The sequence below is a fragment of the Euryarchaeota archaeon genome (genome assembly GCA_016207515.1).
Classification (GTDB): Archaea; Thermoplasmatota; SW-10-69-26; order JACQPN01; family JACQPN01; genus JACQPN01.
In genome coordinates, this window is sequence record JACQPN010000019.1 from 105,625 (window position 1) to 127,959 (window position 22,335).

General features: G+C 61.8%; 12 protein-coding genes. 4 read left to right on the forward strand and 8 right to left on the reverse strand.

The features are described 5' to 3' along the window. Positions 1-81: 81 nt before the first annotated feature. From HY556_08030 to HY556_08050, 5 genes are all read right to left on the reverse strand, one after another. Entirely contained in the window at positions 82-1,320 is a 1,239-nt protein-coding gene (locus HY556_08030) for a tRNA pseudouridine(54/55) synthase Pus10 (protein ID MBI4393725.1), read from the reverse strand. An 81-nt stretch (positions 1,321-1,401) separates the two neighbouring features. Beyond that, a complete protein-coding gene (locus tag HY556_08035; GenBank protein MBI4393726.1) occupies positions 1,402-7,809 on the reverse strand; it encodes a hypothetical protein in 6,408 nt (2,135 codons plus the stop codon). Positions 7,810-7,938: 129 nt separating this feature from the next. Continuing rightward, positions 7,939-9,546, reverse strand: coding sequence for a hypothetical protein (locus HY556_08040; GenBank protein MBI4393727.1), 1,608 nt, complete (start codon positions 9,544-9,546; stop codon positions 7,939-7,941). Positions 9,547-9,675: 129 nt separating this feature from the next. Continuing rightward, entirely contained in the window at positions 9,676-11,265 is a 1,590-nt protein-coding gene (locus HY556_08045) for a hypothetical protein (protein MBI4393728.1), read from the reverse strand. A gap of 146 nt (positions 11,266-11,411) precedes the next feature. Further along, positions 11,412-11,906: a winged helix-turn-helix transcriptional regulator gene (locus HY556_08050; protein MBI4393729.1), complete on the reverse strand. Its 495-nt coding sequence runs from the start codon at positions 11,904-11,906 to the stop codon at positions 11,412-11,414. A gap of 1,358 nt (positions 11,907-13,264) precedes the next feature. Here HY556_08050 and HY556_08055 point away from each other — a divergent pair. Both HY556_08055 and HY556_08060 read left to right on the forward strand, forming a co-directional pair. Next, positions 13,265-14,674 (forward strand): S8 family serine peptidase, encoded by a 1,410-nt coding sequence (locus HY556_08055; protein MBI4393730.1) that lies wholly within the window; start codon positions 13,265-13,267, stop codon positions 14,672-14,674. Between the two features lie 189 nt (positions 14,675-14,863). Beyond that, positions 14,864-15,754, forward strand: a complete 891-nt coding sequence (locus HY556_08060; protein MBI4393731.1) for a hypothetical protein — start codon at positions 14,864-14,866, stop codon at positions 15,752-15,754. A gap of 56 nt (positions 15,755-15,810) precedes the next feature. On the opposite strand, the gene HY556_08065 is transcribed toward HY556_08060, so the two are convergent. Genes HY556_08065 through HY556_08075 form a run of 3 tightly spaced genes read right to left on the reverse strand, consistent with a single transcriptional unit; the run spans position 15,811 to position 19,388 of the window. Further along, a complete protein-coding gene (locus tag HY556_08065; protein ID MBI4393732.1) occupies positions 15,811-16,518 on the reverse strand; it encodes an FHA domain-containing protein in 708 nt (235 codons plus the stop codon). Positions 16,519-16,554: 36 nt separating this feature from the next. Then, positions 16,555-18,678: a serine/threonine protein kinase gene (locus HY556_08070; protein MBI4393733.1), complete on the reverse strand. Its 2,124-nt coding sequence runs from the start codon at positions 18,676-18,678 to the stop codon at positions 16,555-16,557. Positions 18,679-18,710: 32 nt separating this feature from the next. Beyond that, a complete protein-coding gene (locus HY556_08075; protein MBI4393734.1) occupies positions 18,711-19,388 on the reverse strand; it encodes a hypothetical protein in 678 nt (225 codons plus the stop codon). A 204-nt stretch (positions 19,389-19,592) separates the two neighbouring features. On the opposite strand from HY556_08075, the gene HY556_08080 reads away from it, so the two are divergent. Next, a complete protein-coding gene (locus HY556_08080) occupies positions 19,593-20,522 on the forward strand; it encodes a DNA double-strand break repair nuclease NurA (protein ID MBI4393735.1) in 930 nt (309 codons plus the stop codon). Positions 20,523-20,676: 154 nt separating this feature from the next. Next, entirely contained in the window at positions 20,677-22,248 is a 1,572-nt protein-coding gene (locus HY556_08085; protein ID MBI4393736.1) for an ATP-binding protein, read from the forward strand. The last annotated feature ends 87 nt before the right edge of the window (positions 22,249-22,335 follow it).

Genomic DNA, 22,335 nt, shown 5'->3' on the forward strand with positions numbered 1-22,335 from the left:
GGTTGGTCGATCGTCTTTCGCGCTCGACCGGTGATCGTATCTATGCGCCTGCCTTGCGCCAAGGACTCGCGCGCCCGGGCGTCACGTCGTCTTGACCGTTTCCTGGTCTTCGACGTCCACGACATCGAGTTCGACGACGCGGGCTTGGGAATCCATCAGCTCCGAGAGCGATGGGCGTGTCCTGCCGTCGTCGCCGCTCACGAGTTCCTTGATGTACAGGCCGGCGTCGCCCTTGATGACCACGGTGGCCTCTGGTCCTGCGAGGGACTCCACGCTCATGTCGAGAACGGTTCTCGACCTCACGAGGTCGCTTCGCCGGGCCGTGACCCGTTGTGGCGTGCGCTGGGCGATGGCGCGCCCGCGTAATGCCGCGACCACCTTTAAGAACCTTTCGCCATCCGGGGGGCTGTCGAAGAGTACCTTGGCCCGATAGGTCTTCACGGCCCGCGATTCCTTGACGGCGGCCACTTCGGCGCGCGCTGCGAACCGGAGACCCTCGATCTCAACGGAACCAGAGCGGTTCACCTCGGAGGCGGCGGCCGCGAGGTCGATGGATCTCACGCGCGGGGACCGCAGTTCGAGGATGAACGGTCGTCCCCGCCCAAGGCAACGCGCGTCGATGTCTTCGCGGCCCATCCCGTGGAAATCGTTGTCCGTCGCCTGTGAAAGTCGGACGAAGGGGCCCGCCACGATGTCTTGGACGCTCGTAGGGTATTGGCGACCAGTGAAGGCGCATTCGAGGCATCCGGTACCCTTGCAATTGGAACATGGCCATCTTGTCTGGGGGATGCCTCGCACGAGTTTCCGGTACCTTGCGTAGACGAAGATGGGCGAGATCTCTGCCGTCGCATGGGCGAAGCGCGTATCGATTATGACGGTGACGTCGGGCTTCTTGAACTCGACGTCCTTGCCTAACTCGATCGAGAGGCGTTTTCCGATCTCACGGTTCATCTCCGACGTGGCTGCCTCCCGCGTCTCCTCCGGGGTGATCGCGTCAAGGGCCGCCTCGCGATCCGCGAACGCGTTGGAAAGCCTGGTCCCGATAAGGAGATTCCTGAACTCAAGACCGGCCAACGCCCGCTTTCCGGCGTCGACGAACTCCCTGACGGCCAAGTAGACGCCCTCGCAATTCCCGCAATCCGGCTCCGAAGGGCCTGAGGGGACGCTCGTGTCCTCCCGGATCGCCCGCCCGCGCTCGGGGTTCGAGAGCCCGTGCTCTACCTTGCCGAAGCGCCGACCGAGGCATCGATCGCAAAGCGTCGATGCCGGGAGCTTCGAGACGGCCTCGATGACCTTCGGGGCGAGGAGTTCGCGTTCCATTGTTGGGGAGCGAACCGTGCCCTTGCTAATAACCTAGGCCCACGGGAGCCCCTCGTCGCAGCGGGACACGCTCCTTCCTCGTCAGCCCCAATCCTCGAACCAGGCGACGAGTTTGACGTTGTATGCAGGGTTCTCTGCCACGGTCCCGTCGGGAAGCGTCACTACGAAATAATCGACGAGACGGGCGGACCCGGCGATCGAGACGCCCACCACCTGCGTCCATGAGATCTCGGTTATGACAGGGTATGCGCCGAAGAACGAATTCTGTGGGATAGTCCACGAGTGTCGGTAGTTGCCGGGGATCGCCTGCGGGGTCTTGGTCCACAGGGGGTCTCCCGTTCCCCCGCACGGGTCGGCGGAGTACACGGCGACCGCACCGTCCTCGCGCGCCACGGCCACTTCCAAGCCGACGTTGGACGTGACGAGTTCACCGATGACGACGTCGTTTATCTGTGCCGGCGCTCCTGCAAAAGTCAGCCCGCACCCGAAGATCGGTTGACCAGCCACAGTCGTCGTCTGGTAGAGGGTGATGCGGTAACCCGGCGTCGCATCCGTAGAATCGTTCAACGCCACGATGAGCACGCGTGTATTCACGCCATCGGCGAAGGACCTGATGATGTAAGGAACCGCGTCGGGCTCGAGAAGCGCCCCATCTAGCACCTGTGCCTTCGTCCCCTTTCGGCCGTCGACGACATAGACCTCGGCACCGACGTCAAAAAGCGTCTCGTTCACGCCGTCTCCCGTGAAGTCCACGCTCGAATCTATGTCGTGCACCTGGGACGACGTGTTCGAGACCAGCGTCGCGTTAGTTCCGTAGATCGACTGGACGTCCCAGCTCCATAGGTCGCCGTAGGTCTGCAGGCGGGCGCTTTTCAACGTCGTGTTCCATTCGGCCCCCGAGACCGACACGTCGTAATTGGTCGTCGATGAGAAATCCTCGCGATATACGGCGGACGAGCCAAGGGTGCCGTTGTAGCTCAGGTTGAGATAGTAGTCGCGGGGCGCGATGCTTAGCCCCAGGGCGTTTGTCGCCAGGGTCATGCGCCAGCGGAGGTCGTTGCCAAGGGTCCCGAAGGTGATGGTCTTGATGACGCTGTTGTTACCGGTCACGGTCACCCACGTTGCGCCGCCGTCGTTTGACACCTCGAGCGTTATTGGCGCCGTCGTCGACCCCGATGCTGGGACGAAGTACGGGATCCATTCGTCCTTTGGGACCTCGATGAACACGTTGGCGATGGTTTCGAGCCCCGCAAAGGAGCCGACCTTCTTTGATCGCAACGTTTCGGAACTCGCCACAAGGGAATGGCCCATAAGGTAGCTCGTGTCGCTGGAGCGGCCCCCGTAGACGTAGGTGTAGTTTGCGCCCGGTGTCACTACCACGGTCCAATTATTGATCCCCGGGGACGGCTCCGAATGCCAATTGAGGCCTCCATCGACCGTCCTCCAAAGCCTGGAGTTCGTGCCCACGGCCCACCCGTGCGTGCCGTTCGAGAAACTCACCGAATTCACGACCTCGTTCAATCCCTCGACCCAGCCGCGCGACCACGATGTCCCACCGTTCGTCGTATAATAGATGTCGGCGACGGCCGTGTTGTTGTTCCCGGTCAAGTTGGCCTTGACCCTCGCGCAGAACTGGGCGCTTCCCGTCACCTGCGTGCAGTACGCCTCGGTCGGTTCGACGAGGCCGCCGGCCCCGATCCAGCCGTGCGTTGCGTTCGCGAACGTCACGGACCGCAGCGTAAGCCCGAAGGGTTTGCCCGACTCGGCCTCGATCTGCAGGCTCGACCACGTCGTGGCGCCGTCGGTCGTCTTGAACACGTACCCGTCCTCGCCCACGACGAAGCCCAAGGTGTCGCTTACGAAGTGGACGCTGATGAAACTGTACCCACCTGCGACGCTCGGGGGCGTCGGGGTGACGTTCGTCCACGTGACGCCGCGGTCGTTGGTCTTGTACACGGCGTTATGACCGGCCCAATAGCCCGTCGTTGCGTTCACGAATTGGATCGCGTGGATGGGTGTTTTCGGGAACAGGGTGAAGTTGGATCCGTCCATGGTGTTCGCCAATGCATCAATGCACCGCGGGTCCTCGATGCCGCGGTTGTCGCAGACCCAGACCAACCCGTCGCCGAGTTCGAGCGGGTCCGTCCCGAACGATTCTTCGGTGACGCCTCCTGCGACGCCCGCGATGGCGAAGAAACTCGTCGTCGGGTAGGTGACGGAAGTGAGGCGCAGGGTCTTGGACGCGTTGATGATGATGTAAGAGCTGGGTGGCGTCCCGCGTACGACGGGCGCGAGTATCCCCGTCCCTCCGCTATCGCCGACGATGAGGCCACGGTCCTCGTCGATGAAAGCGGCATCATAGACGGTCGTCGCGACGAACCCGGACGAGAGTACTCCCGAAAAGACGTTCCCCGCGGAGATCCCGTTGTACGCGCGGACCTTGCTCGTGGGAGCGAGGGTCAAGTAGTCGCTGATCCCGTCCCCGTTCAAGTCGCTTTGGACGACCTTCGGAACGACGATCGGTGGCTTCGGCCCGTCGAGCGCCGCCGTGGAGGCCACCGGTGTACCGCCGTACGTGACGTTCCTACGCGGGACCCCCGTGGGGGTGTAAGTCCACTTCCCCTCGCCTTCGAACGTGAAACCCGCAACTGTGCCGTCGAGTCCTTGGATGACGAGGCCGCCCGAACGGGCCCAGGTGGCGCTCCCCGTGTGGTTACCGACGGCGCCCAAGGCCATGCTTCCGATAGGTATGAGCAACTGTTTTGCCCACTGGAGTGTGCCCGCCGACGTGAACTTCGCAAGTTGTCCATCGTACACCGTGGAGTTCTGACACGTGCCACCTGCGCCCGCGTAGACGTAATCGATGATGCCGTCGCCTTCGTTGTCGTGGAGCGCTATTGCGTTCACGCTGTAATTGAACCGGTAGCTCCACACCGTGTCCCCTGATGACCCGGCAAGCGCGTAAAGCGCCCCATCGCACGTGCCGACCACGGTGCCGTAGTTCGTGAGACTCAGACGGCCGGACGCCATCGCAGTCACTTGCGAAGCGACGCCCTTCTGCCACAACTGCGGATGCGCGCCATCGCCATCTATTGCGTAGACGACACCCGTCTTCGAGCCGACCACGACGTCGTTTGCCCCCGCGCCGTTGGAATTGATGATGTTGACCTTCGACAACGCGCTCACGGTGCCCTCAGCATAGGCGCCGACCAAGGTCTTGATCGGGACACCGCTATCAAGAGAGGCAGGACCGTAGATCCTGGTCGTCTCGATGATGTTCAAGGCCCCGAGCCCTGACAATTGATCGACGAGCGACTGCGCCCGGACCGTGATGTTCACGTTGCCGCCGAGAGTGTAGTAGCGACGCTCGACGTCCATGGTGCTGTTGTAAAGAGCGCTACGGAGTGTCCCCACAAGCGTGGACGTGGAAACGCCGTTTGCATCGTACGTGGTCTTTCCGGCGACCGCCTTCTTTCCAAGTAGAAGGGACGACGTCACATTGAAAGTGTTGTTTATCACAAGTTTTGTGGTCGAATCCCGGGCCTTGTACCCTGTGGACATCAAGGCGCCGCTGGTGCTGTTGACCTTGTCGGGCGGGATGTCGCGGTAGTACACGGACGGGGAGGCCGAGAACCGATCGAGAGTCGTCTGGTAACTGTTATCAAACGTGACAGGTGTGAATGCGTACGAGTCGTTTTGCAACCCCGTTGCATAACCATTGGCCGTCACGTTGAAGATGAATTCCGCGGCGGTGGTCTTTGTCACGCTTCTTGCTCCCGTCCAATAGACTCGCGTGGCATTGAAGAGGTGCCACCCCGACGTCGTGAATTTCGTTCCCGTGTGGACCGCCGTCGGGCCGGTGGTGATGCCGCCGAGTATCCGGGCGGAGGAATTCCCCGCCGGGAAGCCGCCCTGCGCAAAAGCCGTCGGCGTGACGACGACGCGTTGGGTCTCGACCATGAATCGCTCCGTCTCAGAATGGAATTTCGTGATTGAGCTGTTGTATCCACCGGAGTTCAGGCCGCCGAACAGGTATGCCTCGCGGAATTGCTCGTCGTTCAAGAGCAGCGCGCCGGCTATCGGCCATGGCAGGTTCGCGGAGGCCGGCGCCGAGACGATGGAGGTGTCCGCGTCGTAGATGACGGTAGTGTTGAGATAATTCGTCCCGTCGTGCCCTCCGAACGTGTACGCCCGGCGCGTTATTGGATCCCACATCGCCGACGTGTTGGCGCGCGCAGATGGAAGGCTCCCGGCGAGCGTGATCTTCTGGTTCGGGAGGTCGATCTTCATTATGTCGCTGAAGAACTGGGTGCCGTTGTAGCCGCCGAAGACGTACAAGATCTGGTCGCGCGCGTCGAACGCGGCGCTGGCGCCGGCCCGGGCCGGCGGCAATGAATGCTGGACCACGGTCACGTCGTCGACGTATGTGGTCGTCATCGCGTCATAGTCGAGCGTGGCGCCGAACCAGTCGTTCATCGTCGAAACACCGACACTCACGTTGATGGTGGACGCCGTGGGGACCACCATGGTGGAGAGCTGCAACCAACCGGTCGCGGCGGTCCCGTTGCCTTTCCAAGGGTCGTGTCGATCCTTGGTGTCGCCGTCGATCTGGAGGTACTGTCGCAGGTACTTCTTGTTGAGGACGCCCGCGGGGTCGTAGGCATCGTAGATCCAAGCGGACACGAGCGTGGGCACGTTCGGTGTGACTGTCACGCTGCGGTAGATGAACGTCCTGTTACCGTTGGATTGGTTCCCGGCCAGGTTTATCTTGTAACTCTTCGACCCGCCGTGCGCTTGTGTCGTCACAAGGCCGCCGTCGACGCCCGGAGCGCCGCTGTAGGTGTCGCTTTGCGACGCGAACGTCCATCCCGGCGACGATTCGAAATCGCTCGACAACGCCGTCGTGTTGACGTACGTCGTGAAATCGGCGGAGAGGTTCAACACCTCGCCTGGCGAATCCCCACTGTGCGGGAGGACATTATAGACGTACGGCGAATAGCCCGACAGCAGTTTCCCGCCGTATAGCAGCGTCGACCCATCGCTCTCCGTCTGCGCGTATGCCATGTGCGAAAGGTTCACCGGCAGCCTGAACGTGGCGTTCGATTGGAACATCGTGGCGTTCACACGGGTGATGTCCGCCGTCACGTAACCCGCCCGCTCACCACCGATGAGCCAGAAGTTCTCACGGTCGATGCCTGTCGCGGCGAAGGCACGGCTGGCGTTGAGAACGGCAACATTCGGATCGAACTTCGCGGACGGCGTCAACCCGATGACGCCGGCAAAGAGCGATCTATTGTTGATCGACGACACGCTGAACCGACCAAGGTTCACATCGGCGATGCCGTTGGCGAACCCGGCCGTGAAGGTCGTTTGCGCGTTGACGCCTAGCGGGTACGGGACGGCCGTGGAGACGAGCGGGCGAAGTGATGCCGCGCCAACGCCGGCCGGCATCTCGACGATGAAACGCGCGCGGCCCAACGAGCCGTTCCCCAGGAAGGCGGAGAACTCGTAGAAATGCTTGGTCGCTTTGGTCGTGTAGATTGCCGTGGAAAATTTGAAAATACGCGTATCGTTCACCAATGGCAGGGTTCGGTTTGCCGTGATGTTCCATCCGAGGTCGCTGTTGCCCGTTACTTTGGCGGCCGCCCAGTTGTATTGACTATTCGTGACGTCGTCTGGGAGCGCGTCGTCCCAATCGGGCGGAAGCATTACGGTAAGTGTGCTCCCGTTCGGAAGTGTGCCATCTTGCGTCTCGCGGAGGCGAATGAAAAAAGTAATCGGTACTGAACTGGTCGTCGAAAGCTCCGTGACCGAGATCTTCCTGAAACCTTGTGGAATATGCGGTGGGTTCTGATTCTTTGTAAACAACAATTCCGATGAATGGACGGGGGCCAACGTTGATCCTTCCGCCGTGATTTCGTGCTGTTTGATCATCGGCAATCCGGCCCCCGCCAACGTGATATTCAACAATTCGCCTCTCATCTCTTCGACTTTCGAACTTTTTACAGGAAGGGAATAGACGCCCATCTCGGCGAGTCCGTCGTAGAAATTCAAATCGGGAACCACCAGGTCGTACGACCATTGTGGCGTGATGATGCGACTCCCAGTCACGGTTTCGCCCAGCGGGTCCCGCTTCTTGTATATCTCGAACGGCTCGTACCCGTTGTCGATGTAGACGCTGTAGATGGATCCGACGCCAAGCAGGTTATTGAGCTTGCTAGTGAGGTTCGTCGAATCGCCTTGGATTGATTGCGCCACGTACTTCGAGAGCGTGTTGTCCCCGTACTTCCAGTCAGTGGCCGGGAGCTCGTGGACGACGTTCAGGGCATCGCTAGACCGCAGTTCGAGCTCGGCCCGCGTCTTTGACGTCGGCGACGACGGCAAAGAGAACGACAATACGAAGAGCACCGTGGCGAGGATCAAGATACCGACAAGCACGGCCTCCAAGACCTGGACCTGCCCTTGGTCTCCGCTCAATCTCTTGCTCATGCCACCAACCGGACCCTTCCACCTCTCCAGCGGTCTGAGTCTGAGTAGTCTAAGAGCGGCCACATTTAGGCGTTCCGGAAAGGGCGCCGAAGGCTATATAGGCCGCGCTGGTTTGGTGACGCCCGTCCTTCAAACGCGAACCGGCGGGCTTCCCGTACCGGAGGCGGCGGTTCCATCGCGACCCACCCCGCGCCCGGATTCTCCCTGATCCCATTCGATGTCATTGCCCCAAGGGCCGACGGGGACGTTATGGTCGAAATCGTAGAAGTCGGCTTCCGGGCCCTCGTCAAGGAAAACGGCGTCTCCGCCCACGTCGTGGGAGAAGCCATTCGAGGCGGCCTTGGTCCAATAATTGTCGAAACCGGAACGGTCGGAGAACCTTGCGTAGGCTTGATCGCCCGTGGTGTACGCCCTCGCGCAACAGATGCTGGCGTTGTGCGTGTCGCTTCCCGATTGGTCGATGAAGACGCCGATGGCCCGATCTCCCGTCGTGCCGAAACCGCCCCAGGCGTAACCCTGACCTTGCGAAACAATCCAATTGCCGTCATCTCCCGAGTAATCCAGGAAGATGCCCACACCCCTGAAAAAGCCCGAGCCTTGAGACTCGACGCCTGAACTACGATTGTCGTCTCCCCCGATGTCGACGGCGATTCCGATCCCTGCAAGCCGTCCCGCACCCTGGCAGGTCGACATCCCAGAATACGTGTCGTTACCTTGCTCATCGTGTAGGATGCCGATGGCCGCACTGGCGCCGCCTTGGCAATAGTCGGTGCCCCAATAGGTATCGTCCCCGGCGATATCCAAAACGGCCGATACGATGATGCCATCGCCGCCGAGCTGCGTGGGGAGACCCATGCTTCCCCCGGCGGCCATGCTGTAGGTGTCGTTGCCGCCGAGATCGACGATTAAGATTGCCGTGTGGTCGTATTTCACGGTCGGCACCTCGACCTTGGGGTTGTACGGACCCTCGTAGGTGGTGGCCCCGCTCCCACCGACGATTATGAGGCCCGTGGGGTCGGAGAAGATGATGTCGTCCTCCGTGTCGTCGTCGCCGTTTGGCGTTATCGACGAGAGCCCTTCCGTCTGGCTCTTGGCCAACGAATAGGAAACGAACTGTGATCGAGTCTCCGCGATCGCTTCGAGCATCACCGCCGCGGCGATCCTTGAGCTCGGCATGTCGACCTTTGCTAGCGCTGATTGCGCGCGTTTGGACGGGGCGCGCGGATCCGGTCCGTCCCTTTGCTTCTCGTACTCGGCCAACGCGTTCCAATCTTCGGTGGTCAATGCGCTCCACGCAGAACGCTCAAGAGATGTGGCAAGCGCGGTCGCGGCCACTAGCTTGGCGATTGGGCGCTGGATTTCCAACGGCAAGGAGCAGGCTGTGCCGTGGAGTTGCGTCAATGACTCCGCAGGAGGATTGAATTGATTGCTTGCATACAGCGACTCGGCCGCCAACGCCAACGGGCAGAGTTGCCCACTGAAATCCTGCGGCATCGGCAATGGGCCCAGCGGCTCACCCGGAAGAGACCGGAGCACTTCCGCCGGCTGTTCGGGGATTCCGGCGCGGGCAAGCCCTGTTGCGGGCGTCGAGGCCCGTGGCGCCTGGCCGTCGTCTCCAACAAAATCGTCACGGTCGCGCGAAAGGGGAAAGAGACTGTCTGAAACGAAAGGGAGCGCCACCGTGGCGATCACTAGGCTTGACACGACGAGAACGACAAGAGTAGCGTCTCGATCCACGGGCACTATTTTCCTCCAAACCTATTTATGGGAACGTCCGGCGACGCTTGGCCATTTCTCCCCAAAACACCCCGGGCGGCTGACATGTAAAGGCGCCCGGGGCAGTCGTGGGGGATTGGCATGACACTTCTACGTCACTGACGGGCCGTCTACGCCGCGTCCTTCGCCGGCGCCTTGCGTCCAAATCTTGTTGTTCCCGCACGGGCAGATGTAGTCGGTCGCCGAATAGACGTCCTGCTCCGTACCCTCGTCCACGAACAAGGCGTTGCCACTTGTGTCCCAAGCAAGGCCGTTCGCGGCGACGTGGGTCAGGTACTGGTCGAGACCGCCCTTGTCGACGAACCACCCGCTGGCGGCGCTGCCGACAGTATACCCGCGGCCGCAACAAATGCTGAGATTGTAGTAGTCGTTGCCGGTGTAGTCGAGGACGATGCCCACGGCCCGCTGGTCGCTAACGCCGTAGCCGCCCCACGCGTAGCCTTGGGCGGCGCTCGTGGCCCAGTATTCGTCGCTTCCGTCGAGATCCACGAGGAGCCCCACGCCGCGGAAGAGGCCGGATCCCTGTGATTCGGTTCCAGCGCTCCGGTAGTCTGAGCCCAATTCGTCGATGAATATGCCAACACCGGCCAATCGCCCGGATCCTTGGCAGTGGGACCCCGCGTTGTAACGGTCGTTCCCCGATGAATCGATGAGGATGCCGATCGCTGTGTCGCCGGCTCCTTGGCAGTTCTCCGAGCCATCGTAGTAGTCGTTGCCCCCTAAGTCTATGACGACGGAGACCGGGATACCGTCGCCGCCCAGCTGTACTGGTAGGCCGTTCCCGCCGCCGGCGCGGCCGCCGTACGTGTCGTCGCCACCGAGGTCGATAGTGAGAACGCTTGCGACGTCCTGGTTCACCGTCGGCACGTCCACTTGCGGGTTCCAAGCGCCCACGTAGTTCGCGGCGCTTGAGCCTCCGATGATGAAAAGGCCAGTGGGATCGGAGAATAGCACGGCGTCCGTCGGGACGATTTGGTGCGGAATGATGCCGGACGCGTCGTCTATCAGGTCGGATGAATCCCCGCCATGGATCGGCGCGTCGTCGTTCCCGTTGCCGTTTTCAAGCTTACCGGCGCTTGTCGACTCCTGGTTCTGGTATTCAACCAGCAGGGGCTTCGCCTGTTCAATGGCCGACAAAAGTGAGTACGCCGCTTTGACGCTGGCGCTCTGGTCGATGAATTCCAGGAACGGTTGTTCCTTTGACGCGAGTGACGCGTGGTCGCTGTCGAGGCTGCCGGTCAAGGCTTTCCGGATTGCCGCGATGTTCTCTGCGCCCACAGCACCCATCTGCGCCTTCTCGACATCGCCGGCCTCGGTGATGGCGTAGATGATCTGGGCGACCGGGATCTGGAGTTGCAATGGAAGCGCGCACGCGTCCATCTGCAACTTATCCTTGTGCTTCGTCTCGACGACGATGTCGTTCGCCGCATAATACTCGGCGATAGCCGTTCTCATGGGACACGTGTCGCCGACGAGGTTCTGGTTCTCCCAGTCCTCGAGGGTCACACCGCGCGCGAGGGGGACCATGCCGAGGAAATCGGAATACTGCGAACCGGAAGCAGGCGGGGTCTTAGGATTCGAAGCGAGTGTCAGCGGCTCGTCGCCCTGGTTGAGCGGCAACATGGCCACTGCGATCATGATACCAATCACCATCAGGGCCTTCATTCGGTTGTCGAACATCTACCCCACCAACCCCCTGCTCCATTCGAAGTAATTAATATAATTTCGCCAAAGGACCCATCTACTCCCCCGGGGAAATGGGCCCTGACAAGACGTGCCTTGGCTGACCGGTCAGCGAAGGGTGGAGGGGTGGCGCGCGATGTCGTTCAGGCCCCGGTCGCTGACGACTCCAAAGCCTTTCCGACCGCCGAGCTTCCTCGGGGCGCCTCGGCGGCGGTGACCAAGGCATCGATGACCTTGTTACGGATCTCCGGAGCCACGACGTAACCGGTCGGCCGCTCCGGGTGCGCTTGGACGATCCCGCTCGACGCTAAGCGCGACACGTGGAAATTCACCGTGCTCTTCGCGTAATCGAGGCGGCCGCGCATCTCTGCCTGGGAAATGCCAGGCTCAAGAAGGACGAGTTTCGCAATCTTACGGCGAACGTCCGAGTCGAACGCAAGGATGTAGCCCTTCTCATTGACACCGAAGGAATTGTGGTTCTCAAAGAGGCGAAGGAACCGACCCTTCTTCGCCAACTCGATATGATGATAATCCGCAAGGACCCGAGAGTGATGAAGAGCCGTCTTGAAATCAATACCCAACAGGCGAGCCGTATCCGAAACAGAGATGCCAGGACTCTTCTTAATGAGCGCAAGCATCTGCTGACGAATAGGGTTGTCAAGAATCTTACGCTCGTGGAGACGACGGCAGAGGGCCAGCGCGGGGCCAACAAGAAGGAGAATTGAAGCGGCGAATTCGACACCTAGAAATCCTTTGTCGGATGAGGCTGCCCCAATCTCTGTTTGGTCCGTCCGGTGATTGGATGTGGGCGAATCGTCTGAGATTGGTATTCGCATCGTCGACGTTCTTGGAAGCTGTGAGTCGTTTGCGCCCACCCGGAAAGCACTGCCTCGAATCGGAAACTCAATGGGGGCTATGCCCAATTCGACTGGCGGGAGAGCGCCCGCGCCCCCAGAATCCTCCATCGAAACAGAAACTCTCACCTGCCTGTAATTTAACGAAAACAGGACGTTCGGGGTCGCGCCTCGGCCCTCTTCGGCAAATGGTACGAAGGCGTCGTGCGGGCAATCAGGAATCTCCAGTGGCAACATGTCGCATGCCAAACCCCCATAAAGGTCCGGATTCCATGCTTGTTCGTCCGAAGGCGCGGGATTCAACCCATAACCGATGGCCACGTAATCGTATCCGAGTCTATCCTGCTCGGTCCCCCATGAATAAACGTACGACGTCTGCCAAGGGATCGAAATCCCCGCAATTTCGGGCGGCACCACCAAAGAGAAGCCTTCGTATGACGCATCCGCGGTGGCGCCCGCCAAGCCCAGAATAGGTTGACGCGTGTGGTCCGTAGACGAATAGTGCTCAAATACCGAATGGCTAATCTCCATGTACTCGAAATCGACATCGTTTTCCTGTTGAATGGGTGGAAGGCCCGCCCCCGCCGCCTCTAGGCGAACACTCCTGGGCTCGCGCGAAACCACAAACTCGTCGTCGCCTGGGCCGGCAGTCCCGTTGTCGGAATACTTGAACACACACGCCGTAACCACTTGAAAGGGTGTACATCGCGCCGATCCAGGCTCCGTTGCGTCAGCGCGAAGCGGGCCGCCTTCGACCGCGACATCGGCAAATGTGGTCGGCGCCAACAATAGGAGAAGAATGCCTGCCAACAGGGAGACGCGCATGATGAGCACCTACCGTGGCGACCAGTAAGGGATTCCTTCCGGTTTGCATCCGCCACCGCCGGTGGTGCAGTTACCGACCGCAATGCGACACTCATTAAGATCGAGACGTCCCGCCTTGTTTCCTCCACAGTCGTTGTGGACCGTACCATCCCCCGGTTCCGGCGGACTTGCCGCTGCGGGCGAAAATATGGCCATCAACGTTGCCAAGCTCACTACGATTACCCAACCACGATCTCCCAACATGATATTCCCCCGGCTTTTCCGGCGTGGTTTGGTGGCATCGTGGCTACAAAGACCTTTCGCCGCAACGGGCAATCTTGGCCGGCACGACCGGGGAAAAGCTTAAATGGGCTTCAGGCTGGCTAGAGTTCGTTCAGGAAATGCCAAATACGGTTGGAAGGGCAGGAGTTGCGATGAGGGCGGTCCTTTGGGCTCTAATCATCGTGGGCCCCCTAATGGCCGGCTGCGTTTCTACAGACGCCCCAGTCGAAATACAGCTGGTCCCCGAAGCTACGACGGCGTCGAATCTAAAACCCGTAGTCATCGCCGTACTTGATACCGGCGTTGCGCCGTACCACGAAATTTTTGCCCAGAGTTACGACCCGGGACGTTCGGCCACTGTCAGGGGACTCGCCGCACAAACTTGGGGGCCCGTCCCCGCCGTCGATCTCCAAATTGGTCCCGGCGATGATGGTACTTTTACGAATCGACTGGAGTCGGACAAGGCAGTATGGGCCACCCTTCGGAACGAGACACTCTATTACTTCAACGGGACAAATGTATTCGGTTACTCCATGCCGTCAACATTCAATCCGCCGTTCCCACATTCCTCTGTTTCCGCGTCAGAACAGGTACCGGTACTCGACGAGGATGGACACGGAACCGTCATGGCCTCAATAATCGCGTCGGCCGGTGCCATCGTGGTCGCGATCAAGATTCCGAACGCCTACTATGAGAACCAGCAGGAGGTCACACGGAATACCGCCAGAGCCCTCGATTGGATTGCAAACCAAACCTGGATTGACTTCGTTTCGTATTCATTCGGTGTTCGAGGAAATCCCCCCACGCCTTGGGACGCCGAAATGCTGTCGGGAATCAAGAACGTAGGCGCCAAGGGAAAACTCTTCTTCACGGCATCTGGAAACGAGCCTTCGACCGTAATCACCTCTGGGGCACAGGGACCGCCGGAGGCAATCGCCGTTGGTGCCTTCCACAACGCGTCTCATGGTGACCGCCCCGATACAGGAAAACAGATGGACTACGTTTCCGACTACGTCATGTGGGTTATCGATCCACACTCTAGAGCCGGCTGGAATTGGAATTCCGGCACATCCCTTTCTGCACCCTACGCGGCCGGAACTGCGGCCGCAATTCTCCTTGAGCTTCGGAGGGCCACTCCGGACCGAAGTTTGTCCGCCGCCGAAATTCGAAATGCACTCAACGTGTCCGCGAAATATTGGCGCGCTTCAGATTGGCAAGAAAAAATTACCAACTACTCAGATCCCGGCGATGGCGTTTTCCTTGGCGGCTCGGCCCCCATCCTCCCCACGCCCTGGGTCCAGATGGGCTGGGGTTACGTCGGTCCCGAAATCGTCCCGGCCGCCGTCGCCTACTTGAAGGGCGAATCCACTCCTCCCCCTAAGCCCGCCGAGGCCATCCAGTACATGGAGACCACTTACGCTCTTCGCGAGGCGTATTGGGCGCAGCGCGGCGATCTCGCGTCGTGATGCCACCAGATCGCAGACGGGCTCCACCTGCGCCGGTGCCCCGCAGCCAACGTCCTGCATTCGTAGCCCACCACATTCTCGCCCTTCAAGGCGCGGCCCCTTTCTCTCGGACACAGGGCCCACCGGGGCCACGACTTGAGGCGAAACGCGATGAAAAGAGTCACAAGCATCCTGTTGGGCCTGTTAACGATGACAGCCATCTTCGGTTCCGGGTTAGCTTCGGCGTCGCACACCGCGAACGAATGCGCCGATCCGAGCTATTCTGAGGTCCTGTGCCCTGATCCGACGGCGAACGGCGCCTCCTGCCTCTCCTATGGCATCGTCATCATCGAGCGCGACCAGACCGCTTCCCTCTTCGGCGGCAACGTGCTCGGCGACGCGGTGATCGACTATTCCGAGAGTCGTGCTTGGACGTGGGCGATCCCCGGGCCCTGGCCACCGATACCCCCGCCGCCCCACCAGGGACAACCCGGTTTGATGGCTCCGCCGGGGGACCCATCGGCCCACGCTGACGCCAACCAGATGGGCGTGACATACACGAACATGTTCCTCGGCATCGGCCTCGACACAAAGACGGTGTTCAGCCGGTGCGACGTGCTCGCGATAGAGGATCCCGTCGATGGGCTGTACACGGAGGCCTACGGCCGCGCAGGTGTCGAGGACTTCGAGCTCTCGCTATTCGGTGGCACGCTTCAGTTGAACGCGGAAGTCCTCGACTACGAGGAGCAGGCGATCGGCCTTCCGTGGGTCACATGGGCGGCGGCCGCCTGCGACGTGGCGGAACTGGAGGTCGTGCCCGTCACGTCCTTCGCTTACTGTCCGCCCCCGAATTCCGGTCTCGGTGCCCTGATCGTGACCGTCGAGGTCAACGAGGAGTGGGGGCCGGTCCCGAACAGCGCCGGGCAATGGGTGTACGGCGGAGCCGCGCTCCACGTGACCGTCTATGGTGGCGTGTCGCAAGTCGACATATACGTGGGTTACGTCTCCGTCGCCGTCACCGGTGGTACTCCGATGCCGCCGATCTGGGTGAGCGATCCGTGCCTCTCTGGCATCACGCCACCCGCGCTCGGCATCTGCTGATTCCGCGGCCAACGGCGCATCGCCGGTCGTCCCTGATGGCCGGCGCATCTTCTTTTTCAAGGCTTTCTAAAAAGGAGGATCGTTTTCCCGGTCCGCACGACAGTTCCGTTATCGACTTTCTGCACGGCCCCCCGGGGGAGCCGTTTCCAGTCCACGTACGTGCCGTTGCTACTGTAGAGGTCGGCGACCTCGAAACCGCCCGGGACGCGGCGCACTTCCGCGTGCCTCGTGCTCACGAACGGGTCGTAGTCGAGGCAGACGCCTGAATTCGGGTCGCGCCCGATGAGCCAGGGGCCGTTGCCGGAAAGGGTCATGGTCGAACCGATGCGCATCCCGTGGACGATTGTGAGGCGGGGAAGGTCCTGTTCCCGGGGCGTCGGAGCGCCCGTTACCATGGGTCGGGTGGGCGGGCGGAGATCCTCCGCATCGTCGAGTTCGGGTTCAAGGACGCCGAGTTTTCCGAACTCCTCGTAGATGCTGAAGAGGCGTTGCGGGACCACGACGTAATCCGTCACGGGTCCATGCTCTCGCCGTCCTCGTAGGCGCTGTACGACGCCGATGTCGAGGAGTTGTTGCACGTGCTCCTGCGCCGTCTGGCGGGCCATCTTGAGTTCGGACGCGATCTCCTCGATGTAATGCGGCTTCACGAGGAATTTGAGAAGGCCGAGGCGCTTGGCGTTGCCGAGCACTTTCAGGTAGCTCGCCAGGGCATCGATGCTGCCGACACGCGCCTCCTCGCCCGCTTCTTCGAGGCCCTCTTCCACGGGGATGGTATGGTTCCCGATTCATGAAGCCTTTGCCTAGGCGAGAAGGCCAGGCGCGGCGTTTCGGATGGCGCCACGCATCTCGGAAGCGTCCTTGAACCGGTCCTCCGGATCCTTGGAAAGTGCGCTTCGAAGGAACGTCTCGACAGGTTCCCCGTGATCCTTCACCGACAGGACGGGCTCGCCCTCGAGGATCAATTGACGCACCTGGAAATCGTCCTTTCCGGCTATTCGAAGGTAGAAACGTCCGGTGAGCGCCTGGTGGAATACGACCGCGGCCGCGTAGAGGTCGCTGCGGCCGTCCACGGCGAGCCCCCGCACCTGTTCCGGACTCATGTAAAGGAGCGTCCCGGCGACACCACCCGCCGTTATGCCCGTTGCGTCGGGGCGTGATTCCCGCGCCACGCCGAAATCGCCGAGCTTCACCGTCCCGTCCTTCATGAGGAGGATGTTCTCCGGTTTCACGTCTCGATGCACGATCGCCTTCGCGTGCGCCGCCTCGAGTCCTGAAAGGATCTGGTCGAGGAGCGACGTGGCCTCCGCCAAGCTCAGCCGTCCACGACGTTTGAGAAGCGAGTAGAGGTTTCCCCCGTCCGCGTACTCCATCACGATTATCGCCTCGTAGGCGCCCTCCGCCACGTCGTGGATCGCGATGACGTTCGGATGCTGGAGCGACCCGGCGAGTCGCGCTTCACGAAGCAGCATCGATGCCGCTTTCCCGCCGAGGCTCATCGTGCCAACGGCCTTGACGACCACCTCGCGGTCGAGCTTCTGGTCATACGCGAGGTAGGCCCTGCCATAGGCCCCCTCGCCAAGGAGCCGGCTCACCTTGTAACCGTCGAGGAGGACCGCTCCCGGCTCGACGCGCGGGGGCGCCTGCGGTTCGGGGGGCGCCTTCGTGCCAAGGTTCTCTCGGACCATGAACACCATGACCTGGTGCTCCGACTCGCTAATGCCGAGGCTTTTCCTCACACGTTTCACTTCCCCGTCGTCAAGAGGCGCAGTCTCCGCGATCGCCCTCTCGAGGCTCGCACGATACACTTCCAGCTTCCGTTGGCGGATGTAATCCGGCTCGTCCTTGACACCCGGAAATAGGGCGTTCCCGACGGCGTCGCGCGACATCCATGTCGTTCCCGCGATTAGCGTTCCCACGAGGATGGGCGGTCCGGCCATGTCGATCCCCGCCCCGCTCGCCGCGTACGCCAGCGAGCCGAGCGCTCCAAAACCGATGGCAAGCCCAGCGATGCCGGGGCCTGCAAGGCGTTTCAGGCGAAGGTCGAGGTCGAAGAGCTGGTGGCGGGCGAGGGTGTAGACGAGCGCGCCGACCGTGGCGAGGCGCCAGAGGCCGGCGGTATCGAACGCCACCGCCGATGGGACAAGCAGGCTCTCGATCGCGGCGACGGCACCCGGGACGACGAACGCGGCGACGAGCCCTATATCGCGCTCCTCGGGCGGTGGCGGCCTTAGGAGAAGGTGGACCAATAATCCGGACACCACGAGGAGGCCAAGGGCGAAGAAAACGGTGATGGGGAGCGGCGAAGGCGCCCCCGCGACGAGGATCGTTTCGGGCGGATCGATCGAGACGAGTAGGTTACGCGTCGTCACGTAGCTCGTGAAGAGGGCGAGCGCCAGGACCAATCCCCGGTAGCGCTTTCGCGGCGAGCCCGCTCCGGACATCCTGTATCGCCGGTACATCGCGACGAGTGCGACGAAGAAGACGGCGTAGAACGGAGCGATGAAGAGCGGGAACGCGAGAGGACCAAGTGTGGTCGCCGGCGGGCCTTGGCGCTCTCCGACGGCCGCGACCACGAGCGGCGGATCGAAGAGTAGGGCGACCGTTCCCGCGAGCGCGACGATCCCGGCGGTCACGGGGACGACCAAAGCCACCAACCCCTTTTCCCGGCGTAGCGCGAAGTGGGTGAGGAAAAGGAAGGCGGCCGGCATCACCGCGAAAGACAGGAGATAGCTCGTGGAGTGGACCTGGGCGCTTTCGAGGACCCGGCCCAGGTTGGCGCTTGAGACCTGGACCCCCCAAAGGACCGCGAAGCTGCCGAAGAAGAACTGGTCGCGCCTTGCCGGGCGGATGGTGAGCAGTATCGCGCCAAGGACAACAAGCGGGACGCCGGAAGCGAATGCGAGAACCGCGTCGGCCGACGTCATGAGCGACCCTCAGGTGCGATGGAAAGATGAACCTAATTGACCTGATACGTCCCGAGGTCGTAGCCGGTCATTGCGTTGACGAGACCCACGCAGGTGTAGTGGCACGTCTTCGTCCCGGGCGTCGGCGGCTCCGTCAAGACGGCCCGTATCTGGATTGTCTGTGTCCCGGGCTCTTTCGCCTCGAATACGACTTTCAGGTTTCCGGCGGCCGTCGGGTGGCCGCTTCCGAGCGGCATCTCGCAACCGGGTCCCCACGCATCGAGATAGACCTCGAGAAGGCCCTCGTCTTGCAGTTTCGCCATCACGGGCGAGGGTTGGAGGGTAACGATGAACACTGGTGCGTCCTCCAGGATGGGGTCCCACGGCGCGACGAGGAGGGCATAATCGTCCTCCGGGTCGTCCTTGGGGGTGAGAAGACCGCTCGTCATCTCGTCGATCTCAAGCTGCGGGTCGGGATTCGCGCAGACGTCGCTCGCATCCCCGTGCTCCCCGCCGTCGAATTGAATGGCGCAACCGTCCGGGATAACGGCCGGACCGCCGCATTGCGATTGAAGGGTGTCTTCGGTGTAGCTGCGGCCCGGCGAGCCCTGGACCATGAGCGCGTGTTCGTCGGCTTGTGCGGCGGTTCCGATTCCGGATTCTCCCGGAAACGCGTAGATCGCGGGAACGGCCACGACCGCGATGGCGACGAATACCGTGCTCAGCCTCATGCGGTCTCCCGCTCGCCTATCGACCTCAGGGTTACTTGAGGCTTTTCGTGACATCCTATGTCGATAGCCATCGCCATGTGGCGGGACACTTGGGTGCGCCATAAGCTGGTGCCTGTGGCCGGGCTGCCGGCGCAGGGAAAAGGCTGCGCACCTCTTTCGGCCGACCCGGGGAACCGTTATTCGGGCCCATCCGTATCACGGCGCGTGGATGATGCATCGCTCGGCGCGGCGGCACGGTCTCTTTCTACCCTTGCAGCGCGGCACACGGGGCTGCCGCTCGAGGTCAAGAGTGTCCTGCCAAGTGTTCCCGCCGAGGTCGCGGCAATCGACGGGAGTTCGGCGGAGGTCCTCAAAGGCGGGGGCGTGACCGTAGGGCTGGTGCGCGTCGGCGTGGTCGAGGTCAGCAGGGGGAAGGTCTTTCGGCGGCCGGGGGAAGCGCAACTGGAAGTGTTCGATCCCACGGTGGAGAACCGGGCGATCCGCCGCTTGTCTGACTCTCTGGGCGTTTCACTCGAGACACGGCCCGCCGCGTGGTCGCTTGAGGTGTTCCGGGAGCTGTCAGAGTACGCCGCAGCGCGCGAACTCGTGGAATCGCTTTCGCCGGGCGGGCTCCTGTTGATCGACGGGTCGTTCCAAGATCCCGTGGTGGGAGCGAAGGGCTTGGAGGCGCTTCTCGGGCGCGCGAGTGCCCGGGGCGTTTTCGTCGCGGCCGTTTCCAAGTCGACGAGGTTGCGCCATGGCGGTGTCTCCGCGCTCTCGGCGGCGTGGATGGCGGGAGAGCACACATCTTCCGAGTCTCCTTGGGAAGCTCGCGTCCCGCAACCACAGGCATCGACATTTGTCACGTTTGTCGCAAAACTCCATGGGAAATCGCGCGTCGCGTTCCGGATTGACACCGCGATCGATGACGCCGCCACTGTCATCGGCAAGATCGCTGGTCTCGCCGGGGACCCCGCCTACCTCGGCTACCCGTACCCCTTGGCCCTCGCCCACAACGTGGCCCTGATCCCAGACGAGTTCGTCCAAGACGTGAAGCACCGGCTGCGCTCGCGTGCGGCCGCCGAGGGCCTCGACGAGTCCCAATGGGCGCTCCTCTTCGACGATTACCATGAAGTGTTGGAACTCGGGGCTTGAGCCGGATTCTGGGTAAGGGCTGATGCGCGGGCCCACTGATACTTTCGGTGGACTCGTTTCGGAACGCTTTTTAACAGCACCCACTTTAGTCAAGATTAAGAACAGGGATGCAGCGGACCGCTTCTTTCGTTTTGACGCCACGGAGTGCCTGAGCGTGGACCAACTCGGGCGCATCGTCGGCAACTCCGTGAACGAGATCACGTTCAGGGCGCCACCTGACAAGCGCGTGAACGTTGGGGACATTCTCGTGGCGGAGGCGATGACGCCATCAGGGAACGGCGACGCCGGCCACGAGGCGTTCCTTTTGCGCGTCGTCAACGTCGCGTACGGCGCCGAGTCCGCCGGTCCAGAGTGGGTGGAGCGCACGGCTGGGAACATGATAACGCTCGACGCGGCCGGGACCGGCCACGAACTGGTCGACCGGGAGAGGCGTCTTTTCAAACTCGGGATAACGACGCCGCTCGGGATCGTGCGCGACGGCGTCTTTCGGAAGGCCAAGACCCTTCCCCCGCACTTTTCGCGCGTCCGGCGCGCCAACGTCTCCGACTTCGCGTTCTTCGAGCAGTACGCTGGCGATGTCGAGGTCGGTTTCCTTCGAAGCGGCGACGACACGATCGAGTTTCCCGTGGGGATACCCGGCGACAGGTCGTTCCAGTACCATGTCGGTGTGTTCGCGACCACGGGTATGGGGAAAAGCAACCTCATGAAGGTCCTCGCCGGAAGTTGCCTCTCCCTTGGGAAGTACGGCCTGTTGATCTTCGATCCACATGGCGAGTACTATGACGGCGGAGGAGGCGGCCGCAGCGGCCTCATCCACCATCCGTTGGCCGCGAAGAACCTCGTCGTCTATTCCACCCGGAAACTCCGAGGCGCCTACAACAAGCTCACGTTGTCCGCGCATGAGATCGAGATCTCGGATCTTCGGAACCTCTTCGAGTTCTCGCAACCGCAAGTCGATTTCATGGACGCGGCCAAGGCCCGTTACGGCAAAGCGTGGTTCGTCGAGGTCGGGGAGAAGAACGAGCCTCAACTCCAAGGCGAGGTCGCGGGGAACTTCCACGAGGGGACGATTTCCGTGGTCAAGCGGAAGATCCGGCGACTCGTCAAGAACGGACTTGTGCACCGCGACGCTGAGGTCACGGTCTCGTCGCGCATTATCAGGGAACTTCGCGCGGGCAAGGTCGTGCTCATAGACACCGGCGGACTGACCGAATCGGAAGAACTCCTGGTGGCGACCGTGCTTGCACGCGCGGTGTTCGAGGCGAACCGCAATTCGTTCGGCGAGCCCGAATTCGAGACGTTCCCCCCTGTCCTCGTGACCCTCGAAGAGGCGCAGCGGGTCCTCGGGAAGGGCACGTCCGGTAGTGCAAACGTCTTCGCGCAGATCGCGCGAGAGGGCCGCAAGTTCAAGACCGGCATCTGCGCCGTGACGCAGCAGCCGAAGCTTCTCGACACCGAGGTCATCAGCCAGTTCAACACACTTTTCATCCTCGGCCTCTCCGACAAGCGCGACCGGGACATCCTCCAGGACTCGGCAAAGCAGGACATCACGCGGCTCGAGACGGAGATACAGATGCTCATGCCCGGCGAGGCGATCATCACGTCCCCGTACACGCCCTTCGCGGTCCCTGCGACGATCCATCTCTACGAGACTTGGCTCCAAAGTCTCCCGAAGGCCCAGGTGGCGCCCATGCGCGTCGTCGAGGTAAAGGAGGATTTCTTCTGACGACCGGACGGGGCGGAGAGACCGGGTCGGCGGTGGCCGAGACGATTCAACAGGTCGCGGTGATCCCGTTTTCACACGAGCGTCCAA

Bases quoted from the DNA above. Each gene is read 5' to 3' on its own strand.
- HY556_08070 (MBI4393733.1), bottom strand. From the start codon at position 18,678: ATGACGTCGGCCGACGCGGTTCTCGCATTCGCTTCCGGCGTCCCGCTT.
- HY556_08060 (MBI4393731.1), top strand. From the start codon at position 14,864: ATGACAGCCATCTTCGGTTCCGGGTTAGCTTCGGCGTCGCACACCGCG.
- HY556_08045 (MBI4393728.1), bottom strand. From the start codon at position 11,265: ATGTTCGACAACCGAATGAAGGCCCTGATGGTGATTGGTATCATGATC.
- HY556_08050 (MBI4393729.1), bottom strand. From the start codon at position 11,906: ATGCTTGCGCTCATTAAGAAGAGTCCTGGCATCTCTGTTTCGGATACG.
- HY556_08075 (MBI4393734.1), bottom strand. From the start codon at position 19,388: ATGAGGCTGAGCACGGTATTCGTCGCCATCGCGGTCGTGGCCGTTCCC.
- HY556_08030 (MBI4393725.1), bottom strand. From the start codon at position 1,320: ATGGAACGCGAACTCCTCGCCCCGAAGGTCATCGAGGCCGTCTCGAAG.
- HY556_08035 (MBI4393726.1), bottom strand. From the start codon at position 7,809: ATGAGCAAGAGATTGAGCGGAGACCAAGGGCAGGTCCAGGTCTTGGAG.